This is a genomic window from Vulcanococcus sp. CPBay_Sum15L08_68 (genome assembly GCF_017855895.1).
Classification (GTDB): domain Bacteria; phylum Cyanobacteriota; class Cyanobacteriia; order PCC-6307; family Cyanobiaceae; genus Vulcanococcus.
On sequence record NZ_JAFMFX010000050.1, the window covers coordinates 1 to 12,549 of the forward strand.

The window sequence follows — 12,549 nt, forward strand, 5'->3', positions numbered from 1 at the left end:
GCAATAAGCGATGGCTCGGGGGAGACTTGAACTCCCGACCTTGGGGTTATGAATCCCACGCTCTAACCAGCTGAGCTACCGAGCCGCGGTGAAGTGATTGTAGAGGATCGCCGTGCCGAAACCCTGTTCGCAGCTGCGATCAGGCCCTAGGGGGAAGCATTTGAAGCGGATTCACCGCTCCACGGCCGGCGGGGATGATTTCGAAGTGCAGGTGGGGACCTGTACTCCGCCCGGTGCTGCCCATCAGGGAGATCACCTTGCCCTGGGGCACGACCTGACCAGCACGAACCAGGATCCTGCTGTTGTGGCCGTAGCGGGTCAAGGTTCCGTCGGCATGCCGCAGCTCAACGAGATAGCCGTAGCCACCGCCATGCCAGCCAGCGGAGACCACCTGACCCGATTTAGCCGCAACGATCGGCGTTCCGATGTTGTTGGCAATGTCGATGCCGCGGTGCATCCGACCCCAACGCCAGCCATAGCCGGAGGTAAAGATGCCCTTGGTCGGCCAGACCCAGGCACGGTCATTGAAGTTCTCCCCGTCGCCGAACCCAAAGTCGGGTTGGTCGGGCCAGCTCAGACCACCGGAGCCAACGGGCTTCAGACCCAGCACCATGCGGCTGCGACCAGCACTGGCTTGGGCGATACGAATCGGCGTACCAACAACGAGCTGGGCTCCCCGGAGACCGGGATTCAGCTTCAGGAGTTTCTGAATGCTGAGGTTGTAGCGCTGGGCAACCTTGGCCAAGGTGGTGTCACCGCGGCGGATGCGAGCGGTCTCACTGGGCTCTGGCGGTGCCTCAAGGGGTGGGGTGCGCCGCAGTTCAGACGTGTCAACGGCGGCAACCGTTTTGACCTGCTTGATGGCGGTGCTGGGGAGAACCATCCATTCACTGCGGCCAAAGACGTGATCGGCCTTGACGTCGTTCAGCTGGCTGATCAGCGTCTCGTCCTGCGCCAGCTGACTGGCGAGGTGCTTGAGGGTGATGGCTTGACGGGCTTTGACCCAGATCTTCTCGGTGCTGGGCCTGGTCTCAGCGGCAGCAATCAGGTCTGCACTGATGGCGGGTGGAGCTGAGAGCTGAGGAAGCATCCCTGACTTGGAGTCAGCCAGGGAGGGGGCGACAACGGTGCCGGCAGCCCCAAGGGCTGCAGTGCTGGCTGCCGTCGTCAGTAGAAAGTGAACAGGCTTCATCCAGTTTGGCCAAAGGTCAAAGCCCGGTGGAGAAGCCAACATCCTCCGGACGGCGCGAGATTAACGACTGGCCGGTACCCGCGCAAGTCATAAGGGTCAACTTCTGGGTCGACCACAACCCAATCTCGATCTGAGACCCCTTGCCCTGCAGAGGGTTAGCCCACTTCGAGTTGCCTGAGTGCCTCGAAGAGAACAACACCCACGGATGTCGCGAGATTCAGACTTCGCACCCCGCCGCCCTGGTCCACCGAGCCCGGCATGGGGATCAACAGTCGCTGGTCCACGTGCTCTAGGAGCTCCCCGGGCAGGCCGCTGCTCTCACGGCCAAACAGCAGCCAGTCATCCGCTCGGTACTGAATGCGGTGGTACGGCTCGCTGGCGTGGCGACTCAGGGCGAGCAGGCGGCCGCCGCGCTGACGCCGCTTCTCGAGGAACTGCTCCCAGTTGGCGTGGCGCTCCAGTTGAACCCAGGGCCAATAGTCGAGACCGGCCCGCTTCAGGGTTCGGTCATCGATCTGAAAGCCCAAGGGCTCGATGAGATGCAGTTCGGTGCAGGTCGCTGCGCAACTGCGGGCCACGTTCCCCGTATTCGGTGGAATCTCCGGTTGAAACAGCACCACCCTGGGCATGGCATCTAGCGCGGGACGGGGATACCGAGCTCGTGGAGGTTCAGGGCTCGGCCGCTGACCACGAGCCAAGCCTCATGGCTGATCGCGGTCAACCGTTGTTGCAGGTCCCCCATCCTGTCGCGGAAGAGCCCGCCGATGGCCGTGGCAGGAACCACGCCCCAACCGACTTCCTCCATCACCAAGATCACAGGCTCTTGCTGCTGCTGCAATTGGTTCAACAGGGCCGTGCTGCAGTCCTGCCACTGCTCAGCAGAGGCCTCCAGGTGTTGGGCGAGCCAGGTTCCCAGGGCGTCGATCAACAGGAGCCTGGGCTCCTGGCCATCAGCGGATGGAGTGAGACCCGAAAGCGCAGCGGTCAGGTCGGCGCCGACTTCCAGGGTCTGCCAACCAGAGGGTCTGCGGTCTTGATGGTCTCTGATCCGTTGTGCCCAGCGTTCGTCGTCGCCAGGAGGCTGTCCGGTGGCGAGGTAGAGAACTGGGCCCGGGTGGAGCGCAGCGAGATGTTCGGCCCAACGGCTTTTGCCACTGCGGCTGGGTCCAGTGACAACAACCAGACCCGCAGGCTCGGCGGGACTAGCCACCACCGTTCATGTTTTTGAGGGTGGCCACGGCCGATGGAGAAACGCGGTTGAGGTAGCGGAAGATCCAGTACTTGAAAATCGTCGCCAGCACCACCGGGAAGGTGGCAATGAACAGAAGGATGAAGTTCTCTTCGGCGGGAAGACCCAGGTGGTGGGCAATCCCATCGAGCAAGACGGTCCATCCTTCGGGGCTGTGGAAGCCAACAAAAATGTCCGTGAACAGGATGATGGCGAAGGCCTTGGCGCTGTCGCTCAAGCCGTAAACGGCCTCATCGAGAAAGCCCCGCAGCACCTGAAGGTCCCGGCGGCCAAACAGGCAGACCAAGACAAAGCCAACCAGCGCCGCCAGGTCGGCAAGGACATTCTTTGAAGCTTCGATGCTTTCTGCATCCGCTTCATCCTTGAGGGCATTGGCCCGGCGGGCCAGGGCGGATTGAATCTCCTCTGGGGAGGGAGGCTGTTTCCCTTCCAACAGAGCCTCAAACTCGAGCTCCTGTTGATACAGCCTCAACTTGGCGACAGCCTTCTCTTGAAGGTGGGGCTTGGTGTAATTGAGGAAGGGAATCTCCGGTGCATAGCGATTCATCAGCGGTGAGATCACCAGACTCCTACTGGCCTGTTGAATCACCAGCGGCACGAGAATCAACAGAAGCAGCACCCGCAGGGACACCAGAGTCGAGTCCCGCCGGCGGCGGAAACCAGCCACCAAGGAGGCTTCGGCCTCAGGGTCGAGCTGGCGGCGGACCCCATCAAACACACCCAGCAGGCTGCGGGGCAGCATCTCCGGGGACCGGGACATGGCTGGAGCGGTGCTGCGTCCTCGGCCGTAGCGGGAGACAACGCTCTCCACAAGCTGCAACTGTCTGAGCTCTTGGCTATCGAGCTCGGAACGCTTCGGGGCGACATCCGCCAGGTTGTCCTGGGCGACCTGCAGGGCTGCGCGAAAGCGGCGCAGCATCAGGGCCTTGGCGGATTGAGGGATGCTCAGTTCGATCTCAGGGCGAACTGGGCGGTCGTTGTAGTACTCAAGCTCGAGGCTCTGAATCAGGAGCGCGGCTTCGTAGGCCCTCTCGAGGTTGTTGCTCAGATCGTGGGTACTGGCCCGATCAAAGCTTCCAATCCAATCGGTCAACCCCATGGCGATCTCAGCGGGAGAAGACCCACCAGGTGATCATTGGCACCAGGGTGCCAACCACCAGCAAAACGACAACCCAAAGGAAGGCGTTGCTGGACTCGGTTTCTTCCTTGGTTGGAATATTGGTCTCAACTGGCATGCGCTCCACAAGCTGTGGCGGACCGGGATCTTCGCCCCCGTTGAGCACGACTTCGAGTCGGCTTAGGGCGTCGAGGCTGGCTTGCCTGTAGCGGGAGCCCTCCCTCAGGGGAAGTCCCATGGTGCTGATGGCCGTGCTGGAGAGCAAGGTGGAGGGAAGTTGCTCAAGCAGAGCTGGACTGGCAACGACGGCTGCACTGTTGTTCTGCGCCTCGATCAGGAGCAACAGCAAGCCATCGCGGCTGGCCTCGTCCTGCCACTGCTGCAGAAGTTCCTCGCCGAGGGTCTCCAGGCTGACGCCGTAATCCAGGCGCCTCAGGGTCACCAAGCGGGCATCCACCCCCAATTCCGAGAACTGCTCGAGTCGCTGGTTGACATCACCGCTGGCGGCGCGACTCAGCACATCGGCACTATCAATCACGTGGCTGCTGGGACGCTGCACAGGAAAGTCGGCCAATCCAGTGGCGAGTGCTGCCGATGGCGCGATCAGGCTGGTGAGCACCAGGGCAGCGGCCATCACCAGAGACCAGAGCTTTCTGCGGAGGACGTGACGCACCAGCGAACGCTTAAACCTGGGCACAGTCTGCCCCTAGCTGGCCAAGCTGTCGCGATGCAGCAGGGAGATCACCTCAAGGATTGATGCACTTCGTGCTGGCTCAAGGCCAAAGGCGTCCCGCAATTGATCCAGGAAGGTCAGTTCGGCTTGGGTTTCGATGTGATCGGCGTGAATGAGGTGGGCCGCAACGGCCAGGGCCGTTTCCCGTTGTGCCATTGAAAGGAGGGGGGTTGCCTGCAGGATCAGCTCCGCACAACTGCTGGCCCTGAGTTGCAGCAACACCCGATCCAGCAGTGCACCCATGTCCTGATCGCTCAGCCTGCGGAAGGGTTGGCGATATTCCAGTTGTTGGCGCAGGGCCCTGGCCTCAACAGCACTCAGTTCCCCATCGGCTGCAATCGCAGCGAGGGCCACGGCAGCGAAGGCCTCTGGCGCTGACGTGAGCTCGGGCTGGCCCATGGTCCCTGCGGAAGATGCCCCATTTGAGCGTCAACCCGCGCCATGTGGAGGCGGATGTGAGCCTGTGACAACGTGAGGGGGCAAAGCGCCGACACCGTGCCTCTTCCAGCTCGCGTCTGCTTGCTCATTGGCATTCTCGGTCTGCTCTTGTGTGTCGGCAATCAGCTCAGCGCGTCTGAGTTGAGCCCTGCGTTGGAGAGGGCGGGGGTGTTGAGCAGCCTGCTCTCGGTTGGCTTGATGCTGGTCGCTGTCCTCTGGACTAGGGCCGCTCCGCTGGCCCCAGATCGGGTGGCGTTAGTCGGTGAGCAGGGCCTGGAGCTCGCAGCCGAGCTGCCCGATTCCCTCCGTCAAGAGTTGGGCTGGGGCAGTCAAATGCTGTTGACCGCGACCCCGGCGGCCTCACTGTTACTGCTCTGGCGCGGGCAGGTGCTCCTGCGACGGGGGGTGCTCGACTCCAGCCCCTTTGAGCCAGGCCCGATTTGCGAGCGGGCTTGGGCAACGCAGAAGGCGATCAACCTGGTGAACCTGGCGCTCTACCCCGGTCGTGATGAGTTCAAGGGACTCCCCGAGAACACTCCAGCGCTCATCATTCAACCGATCGCTGAGGATGGACTGCTGCTGGTGGCGGGATGGTCGCCGCGTTGCTTCAGCCGCAGCGATGAGAGCTGGATTGAGGGTTGGAGCTTGAAGCTCAGAACGCAATTGGAGCAGGAGCTCGCTTCTTTCCCCCTCCCCCTTGGCCCTTCGGCGGAAGGGTGAAACGGGAATTCACCCGTTCTCCGGGGGAACTGAAGACAGCGGTTCCGTCGTCACCGATCTTTCCTTCCAAGCGCTTGGCCCGGGTGACCTGCTTGTACGTGTCGCGTTTGAGCACCACCTGATCGGTGGCTACAAACCGCCCACTCGGCCAGTTCCAGAGACACCGCATGGCCGTCAGCCGCTCACCAGGCTGTTCCAACTCGCAGCCACGGGAGACCTTCACATCACTCTTCTCCAGATCGACCGTGAAGCGATCTCCCTTGGCTTTCAGGGCATTGAACTGACCCGTGAAGGGTTGGTCGCTGCTGAGCAACTGATCATTGATGGCCCAGCGGGTTTGCTTGGCGTCGAGCCAACCCTTGCCATCGGCGCGTCGCACCTGCACCGGAGCGACCAGGTCCACATAGCCCTGGCGCAAATTGCCGCGCAGCCCCTGGGCGGTCAGGACAAGGCTGGGCGCTGGCTTTTCGTCTTTGGCTGGAGCCGGCTTGGATTGCTCGAACTGCTCGCCGCGCACCACCGCAGGTGCGGTGAGATCGCCCCGCTCCGGCTTCCAGTCGACCCACTGGGCTTTGACTTTCAGAGGGAGCGGAGCGGGTGTTTTGGCGTTGCCTGCTTTGCTGCGTCCGTCTTGCCAGTGCTCAAGCACGGGGGCACCGCGGAGCTCGACCAGGTCACGCTTGATGAAGTACTGAGCCGTTTCCGCACTGATGCGGGACCGGCGATCGAGGGCCACGGGCCTCTGGTCGATGACCATCAGCTCCTGGCGCGGTAACCAGCGGGCGGTGTCCCCGGTGATCTCAACCGGTTCCTCGCCCAGCAGGGTGATACGGACGGTTCCCTCCAGCTGGATGGCTTGGCCATCGCCGATCACGGTGCCCCGCTCGGCAGCAATCAAGATGCTGGGTTCACCGCGCCGAAAGACCGTGCCCCGGGGCCTCAGTGCCTGGGCCAATTTGCGCTGGATGTCGTAGCGAGCCTCTGGACTTTTGAGCTCCCACGCCGGGGCTCCCTTGGGGTCCTGCTGACGCAGGTCCAAGGCACGGAAGGAAAACGGTTGGCTGCCTTGCCGGGTCGCTGTTGAGCAGCCGACCAGCAGACAGACGGCACTGAGCTGCAGTGCTCGGTTGATCCGAACCATCAGAGCGGATCCTCCAGTTCCAGGCGTGCCATCACCGGGGAGGGCTCAGGCAGCGGTGCTCCGCTCTGGAGTCCACCCCAGCTGAGCTGCTCCAGCCAGGCCGAGCTCACCTGGGCCGTCGCATTGGAATCGGGAATCGGTTGCCCGAGTTGATGCAGCATTCGCCCGGAGAGATCGGGCAAGAGGGGTGCCATCAGCAGGGCCACGAGCCGAGCGGCTTCGAGCACGGCATAGAGGTCGTTGGCCACCTGCTCCCGTGTGCCCTCCTTCTTCATCAAGCTCCAGGGCGCCTGATCATTGAGATAGCCATTGGCGCTAATCGCCAGTTGCAGGGCTGCCTCGGCCGCCGAGCGGAACTCCAGGTTCTCTAGTGCTGCCAGGCTGGCGTCCTTGGCCTGTGCTGCCGCCTGGGCCAGGGGATGGGTGCTGGTCCTGGCCTGATCGGCTGGAGGTACGGCTTCATCGAACCAACGGCGAGCCATGGAGCTCGTGCGGTTCAGCAGGTTGCCGATGGTGTTCGCCAGGTCGTTATTGACCAGATCGCTGAAGCGTTGCTGCTGGAAATCCCCGTCCTCTCCGAAGGGGATGTCCCGCAACAGGTACCAGCGCACGGCATCCCGGCCGCAGCGCTCGAGCAAGTCGGCCGGGTCGAGCACGTTGCCGAGGGATTTCCCCATCTTTTGACCCTCGCGGGTCAGAAAACCATGGCCAAAGACCTTGGCCGGCAGGGGGAGTCCAGCCGAGAGCAGCATGGCCGGCCAGTAGACGGCATGGAAGCGAAGGATGTCCTTGCCGATCACGTGCACCGAAGCGGGCCAGCCCCTGGAGATCGCTGTGTCGAGATCAGCTGCATCGCCCTCTTCGAGCAGGGCGGTGATGTAGCCCAAGAGCGCATCGAACCAGACATAGAAGGTGTGACCCTCATGGCCTGGCACGGGGATTCCCCAGGGCAGGTTGATCCGTGAAATCGAGAAATCCCGCAGCCCTTGCTTGACGAAGTTTTCGACTTCGCGGCGGCGGCTCACCGGCTGAATAAAACCGGGTTGGCTGATCAGGGCCTCGATCTGCTCTTGGTAACGGGAGAGGCGGAAAAACAGGTTCAGCTCATCACGCCATTCCAGCGGTTTGCGGTGGATCGGGCACTCCGGATCCTGGGCCTCATGGGGGTCGTCCTTGAATTCCTCGCAGGCCACGCAGTACCAACCCTGCTGGCGGCCTTCGACGATGTCTCCGCTCGCCTCGACCCGCGCAAAAAACTGCTGGACGACCTGGCGGTGCCGTGGATCCGTCGTGCGAATCAAGCGGTTGTTGCTGATCTGCCAGCGATCCCAGAGCTCTCGGTACTGGGCACTCACACCGTCGCAATGGGCCTGCGGGGTCAGGCCTGCCGCCTCGGCCGTGCGCTGAATCTTCTGGCCGTGCTCATCACAGCCGGTGATGAACAGCACCTCCTCACCCTTCAGTCTCTGGAACCGGGCCAGGGCATCGCAGGCCAGGGTCGTGTACGCGCTCCCCAGGTGGGGCTTGTCGTTGACGTAGTAGAGGGGTGTGGTGAGGGTGTAAGTCATCGGCGGGATCCTACGCAGCCCTTCCCGATCGTGCCTTCAGCTGCGAGCCTGGGGCTGACTCCTCCATCCAGGCATGCCAGCCCGCATTGATTCCGCCCCGGTGGTGGTGTGGGGAGGTGGAACCGGTGGAGTGGCTGCGGCGATCCAAGCGGCCCGCGCCGGCGCTCCGACCGTTCTGCTCACGCCTGGTTCTTGGCTGGGGGGAATGGTCAGTGCTGCCGGGGTCTGTTGCCCCGATGGCAACGAGCTGAGTCCCTGGCAAACCGGCCTCTGGGGGGCCTTTCTACGGGGAATTGCGGAACGGGAGCCAGAGGGCCTGGACCAGAACTGGGTCAGCTGTTTTGGCTTTCGCCCGATCCAGGCCGAGGCCCTGCTGCAGCAGTGGGTGCAGGAGCTCCCCAACCTCACCTGGCTGACGGGTTGCCGTTGTCTGGCGGTGAACCGTTCCGAGCGGCTGGTGCGCTCCATCGAGATTGAACGTGAGGGCCAGCGGCAACAGCTGGCCTGCAGCGTCCTGATTGATGGCAGTGACCGGGGCGACCTCCTGCCCTTCTTGGATCTCCCCTATCGCTTGGGCTGGGAACCCCAGGAGCTCTGGGGTGAACCCAGCGCCCCCAGTGCAGAACGACTCGGCACGGAGTCGTTCTTTGAACGGCAGCCGGTGCAGTCCCCCACCTGGGTGGTGATGGGACAACTGCATGGGGAAAAGCCAGCCCAGGCCTTACCGGAGAAGCCGCTACTCCCCGCTCCGTTTGAGCAGGCCTGCCAAGCGTTTGGGCTGGAACGCACGCTCACCTATGGGCGGTTGCCTGGGGGCCTGGTGATGCTGAACTGGCCTTTGCAAGGCAATGACTGGCATCAGGGTTTGGCCCGTGCCTTCAGCAACCAGGCGGACGCCGAAGCGGAGCTGGAGCGAGAGATGCAGGCCCATAGCCGCAGCTTTGCGGCGGAGCTGATGGAGCTCTGCTCCGGTTGGCTCAGCTTGGGCGATGCCTTTCCGCAGGATTCAGGCAGTCCTGACCCTGCCTTGGCGGCCATGCCGTACTGGCGAGAAGGGCGGCGAATGGTGGGCCGCAGCACCGTCATTGAGCAGGATCTCCTTCCCGAACGATCGGGCCGCTCGATTTCAACTCTGCCCCGCAATCAAGAGGGACAGATCAGTTCCATTGCCGTTGGCAATTACGCCAATGACCACCACTACCCAGGGGATGACTGGCCCCTGGCTGCCAAGAGCTGCCGCTGGGGTGGGCGCTGGAGCGGCACGCCGTTTTGTGTGCCCTACGAGGCCCTCCTGAGTGCCGATCTCGACAATCTTCTGGCCGCCGACAAGGCCTTCAGCAGCTCCCATATGGCAAACGGTGCCACGCGCCTGCAGCCAGTGATTTTCAACATTGGTCAGGCCGCGGGTGCGGCTGCCGCCCTGGCATTTGAACGCGGTGGCGTTCCCTCTGACCTCCCGGTGATTGACATTCAGGAGCGCCTGATTGCCGACCCCGTTGCGCCAGCCGGGGTCATTCCCCTCTGGGACACCCCCTTCAACCATCCCGATTGGGCTGCGCGTCAGCGCGCCGTTCTTCAAGAACCAGGACGGTTAAGTGGATCTGGCTCATGGCAGGGAGCCAGCTCTGGCGCCGCCCAACCGGCTCCATCGGCCATTGATCGAGCTCGTGTGCACGTCCAAGGAACGATTCGTCCCATGGGGGATGGTTCCTATGCCGTTGATTTGGCAGAAGCAACGTGGGGCCGCAGTCGCTGGTCTGTGATCACGCTTGAACCCTGCGTCGATCAGTGGCTTGAACAACTCGATGGCCCCAGGCAGGTGGAACTGCTGGGCTGCTTCAACCCCTGGGGGCCTTGGCTCAGAGTCTCGGCTGTCTCGCCCTAGGTCTTAACTGGCCGACGCCACGAGTCTCAGCTGATCCTGAAGAGAGTCGACCGATTGGATGCGCAGCAGCAAGGCGTCCCCCGGGGTTGCGTGGCTTGGGCATTCCGCAGCCAGATCCATCGCCAGCTCATCGATGCGAACCAGGCCAAGATTGTCCTGTGGCCGTAGCCAGCGCAGAAACTGAGCTCGCCACTGCTGGCCCTTCTGTCCTTCAAACCAAACCTGCTGCCAATGCCGCTGGTCTTCTCGGGAAATAGCGATTCCCTCGCGGATGGCGGCATCGACCGCGTTCACCAGCTCCTGCAGGGCGTCTTCCGAGAGCGGCTCCTCCGCGGCCAACTGGCGCTGAACGAGCAGATCGCCATAGCGCCGGATCGGTGACGTGGCCTGCACATAGGCCGGAAGCCCGAGGCTGAAATGGGCCGCTGGCTTGGTGCCCATCAAGCCGCGACTCAAGCAGCGCTTGATCGCGGCGAATCGAACGGCTCCGTCTGGAAGGGCGTCCAATTCCGCTTGTCCTGGGAGTTCAGCAGGCAGCTGACTGCGATAAGGAAGGGCGATTCCCCTGTCCTGTCCGAGCTGAGCAGCGACGGCACCGGCAAGGATCATCGCTTCGGCCACCATCTGGCGCGAGTTGCTCGGTTCGGTGACCTCGAGCTGGGCCAGTCCCTCCCGGGCTCGAATCCGGCCTTCAGGCAGATCCATTTGCAGTGCCCCTTGTGAGAGTCGCCAGCGCCGCCTGGCATTCAGCAGGGCTTCCAGATCAGCAAGATCGCTGTCCTGCGGTGGGGCCAGTTCGATCAGCTCATCGGCATCGTCATAACTGAGTCGATAGATCGGCTTGACCCAGCTGCGCACCATGCCGTAGTCCGACAGGGATCCGTCCTCGTTCAGCTCGGCCCAGGTGCTCCAGGCCGCCGTGCGGCGTCCGGCCCGCAGGCTGAAGACCCCGGTGGAGAGCTTGTCCGGAAACATCGGCACATTGCCCTGGGCCAGGTACAGGCTGCTGGCCCGCTTGCGCGCCTCTAGGTCGAGGGGCGAGCCAGCTGGAATCAATCGCCCTGGATCGGCCACATGGATCCAGATCCTTGTCCGGCCAGCGGCAGTTTTCTCGATTGCCAGACCGTCATCGATGTCGCGGGTGTCGTCATCGTCGATCGTCACGCAGCGTTGCTGGCAGAGGTCGACCCGAGTCGGGTCGCTTGGCTGCGCCTGCTCAGCCTCTGCCTCTAGTCGTTGCGCTTCCAGGACAAGCGACTCTGAAAACCCTTCACTCCAGACCGTCCCGGCCAGGGAGAGGAGCTGGTGGGGGTCCCATTGACCCAAGTCCACCAACAGATGACGCAGTTGGGAGCGCTCTTGCGTCAGATGCAGCAGCGACAGGCTCTGACGCAACCCATCCGGGAGCTCAGACAACTCACGGCGTCCACTGGCCGTCTCCTTCAGCAGCTCGAGCCACTGCAAATGCAGGGCGCTGCACTGATCTGCTGTTGTTGGTTGGCGCCTCTTCAGCAGTTGAAGCCAGCGCCGTTCTTCCTCTTCTGCAATCGCCTTGAGACGTCGTTCGCGACGCAGTGGCTTCAGCTCCTCCAGGGTGCGGGCCTGAACATGGCCTTGTTTCCAACGGAACCACTGCTGACCACCCACTAGGGCCAGCCAACAGGCACTCAACTGGAGCGGTTCAGTGTTGCCATAGAGCAGATCGCAAAACTCCTGCAAGCTCACGGCTTCGCCGGAGTCCTTCAGCAGGAGCCATGCGGCCCCCCAAGCGGAGGGGCGTGGTTTGGCCGCTGCCACTCGGTCGTGGTTGAGGGCCCATGGAGAAGCCCCCAGCCGCTGCGGCGCTGACGCACCACTGGGCAGGGGGCAGATGAGCTCAAGGTGTCTTTGCGGGACAACCTGTTGCTTGGAGTCAAATCCAACCTTGAGCCGCGCTTTGCTGCCCTGGATGGATTCAACGATGGCAAGTTGAGGCGAGCGGGACTCCTGCAGACCGACGAGATCGCCGCTGTGGAAGACCGCAACGCTCAGGGATCAGCCCTCGGGATTCACGAAGGGCAGGAGAGCCACAATCCGAGCGCGCTTGACCGCGTTGGTCAGATCGCGCTGCTGCTTGGCGGTGAGGCCAGTCAGACGACGGGGCAGGATTTTGCCGCGCTCGGTGATGAACTTCTTGAGCAGATCGACATCCTTGTAGTCGATCGGTTCACCGGGCTTAATCGGTGAAAGGCGTTTCTTGAAGAAGGAACTAGGCATGACTGAACGGAGGAGAAATGCAGAACGCGGAGATCACGCCGCCGAGATCACTTGATCTCTTTGTGGACCGTCGACTTGTTGCAGTGCGGGCAGAACTTCTTGAGTTCAATCCGTTCAGTGGTGTTGCGGCGGTTCTTCTGGCTGGTGTAACGAGACACGCCAGGGGACCGCTTGGCGGGGTTGGACCGGCATTCCGTGCACTCGAGAGTGATCACGATCCGGACGCCCTTGTTCTTAGCCATAAAGGACG

General features: G+C 62.7%; 13 protein-coding genes and 1 tRNA gene. 2 read left to right on the forward strand and 12 right to left on the reverse strand.

The window, feature by feature from the left end; genetic code table 11:
- Window positions 1–11: 11 nt before the first annotated feature.
- The 7 genes from QZ189_RS08420 to QZ189_RS08450 form a co-directional block, all read right to left on the reverse strand.
- Window positions 12–85: transfer RNA gene (locus QZ189_RS08420), tRNA-Met, on the reverse strand.
- A gap of 54 nt (window positions 86–139) precedes the next feature.
- The gene (locus tag QZ189_RS08425; protein ID WP_296415026.1) at window positions 140–1,192 is read right to left on the reverse strand and encodes a M23 family metallopeptidase; all 1,053 of its coding nucleotides are present in this window, start codon (window positions 1,190–1,192) and stop codon (window positions 140–142) included.
- Window positions 1,193–1,347: 155 nt separating this feature from the next.
- Complete coding sequence (locus QZ189_RS08430) at window positions 1,348–1,821, reverse strand: tRNA (cytidine(34)-2'-O)-methyltransferase (RefSeq protein ID WP_296415028.1); 474 nt, start codon at window positions 1,819–1,821, stop codon at window positions 1,348–1,350.
- A 5-nt stretch (window positions 1,822–1,826) separates the two neighbouring features.
- Window positions 1,827–2,402, reverse strand: coding sequence for a bifunctional adenosylcobinamide kinase/adenosylcobinamide-phosphate guanylyltransferase (cobU, locus tag QZ189_RS08435; protein WP_363155593.1), 576 nt, complete (start codon window positions 2,400–2,402; stop codon window positions 1,827–1,829).
- Window positions 2,395–3,540 carry a proton extrusion protein PcxA gene (gene pxcA / locus QZ189_RS08440; RefSeq protein WP_296418792.1) on the reverse strand — a complete coding sequence of 382 codons (1,146 nt, stop codon included), beginning with the start codon at window positions 3,538–3,540 and terminating at the stop codon, window positions 2,395–2,397. Before pxcA ends, cobU begins: the two co-directional genes overlap by 8 nt.
- Before the next feature lie 7 nt (window positions 3,541–3,547).
- Window positions 3,548–4,231: a TPM domain-containing protein gene (locus QZ189_RS08445; protein ID WP_296421526.1), complete on the reverse strand. Its 684-nt coding sequence runs from the start codon at window positions 4,229–4,231 to the stop codon at window positions 3,548–3,550.
- A gap of 33 nt (window positions 4,232–4,264) precedes the next feature.
- A complete protein-coding gene (locus QZ189_RS08450) occupies window positions 4,265–4,690 on the reverse strand; it encodes a tellurite resistance TerB family protein (RefSeq protein ID WP_010316973.1) in 426 nt (141 codons plus the stop codon).
- Between the two features lie 96 nt (window positions 4,691–4,786).
- On the opposite strand from QZ189_RS08450, the gene QZ189_RS08455 reads away from it, so the two are divergent.
- The gene (locus QZ189_RS08455) at window positions 4,787–5,449 is read left to right on the forward strand and encodes a cofactor assembly of complex C subunit B (protein ID WP_296421529.1); all 663 of its coding nucleotides are present in this window, start codon (window positions 4,787–4,789) and stop codon (window positions 5,447–5,449) included.
- Here the strand turns inward: QZ189_RS08455 and lptC are convergent.
- Window positions 5,382–6,590, reverse strand: coding sequence for an LPS export ABC transporter periplasmic protein LptC (gene lptC, locus QZ189_RS08460; RefSeq protein ID WP_296415035.1), 1,209 nt, complete (start codon window positions 6,588–6,590; stop codon window positions 5,382–5,384). The two genes, QZ189_RS08455 and lptC, sit on opposite strands and share 68 nt — an antisense overlap.
- Window positions 6,590–8,158 carry a methionine--tRNA ligase gene (metG, locus tag QZ189_RS08465; protein WP_296421531.1) on the reverse strand — a complete coding sequence of 523 codons (1,569 nt, stop codon included), beginning with the start codon at window positions 8,156–8,158 and terminating at the stop codon, window positions 6,590–6,592. Before metG ends, lptC begins: the two co-directional genes overlap by 1 nt.
- 73 nt (window positions 8,159–8,231) lie before the next feature.
- Between metG and QZ189_RS08470 the strand changes: the two genes are divergently transcribed.
- A complete protein-coding gene (locus QZ189_RS08470) occupies window positions 8,232–10,043 on the forward strand; it encodes an FAD-dependent oxidoreductase (RefSeq protein WP_296421532.1) in 1,812 nt (603 codons plus the stop codon).
- Between the two features lie 3 nt (window positions 10,044–10,046).
- Here QZ189_RS08470 and QZ189_RS08475 read toward each other — a convergent pair whose 3' ends face one another.
- The 3 genes from QZ189_RS08475 to rpmG form a co-directional block, all read right to left on the reverse strand.
- On the reverse strand, window positions 10,047–11,840 hold the full coding sequence (locus tag QZ189_RS08475; RefSeq protein WP_296415038.1) for a ribonuclease catalytic domain-containing protein: 1,794 nt from the start codon (window positions 11,838–11,840) through the stop codon (window positions 10,047–10,049).
- Between the two features lie 237 nt (window positions 11,841–12,077).
- The gene (rpsR, locus tag QZ189_RS08480; RefSeq protein WP_010316983.1) at window positions 12,078–12,299 is read right to left on the reverse strand and encodes a 30S ribosomal protein S18; all 222 of its coding nucleotides are present in this window, start codon (window positions 12,297–12,299) and stop codon (window positions 12,078–12,080) included.
- Window positions 12,300–12,346: 47 nt separating this feature from the next.
- On the reverse strand, window positions 12,347–12,541 hold the full coding sequence (gene rpmG, locus QZ189_RS08485) for a 50S ribosomal protein L33 (protein ID WP_010316985.1): 195 nt from the start codon (window positions 12,539–12,541) through the stop codon (window positions 12,347–12,349).
- Window positions 12,542–12,549: the final 8 nt, after the last annotated feature.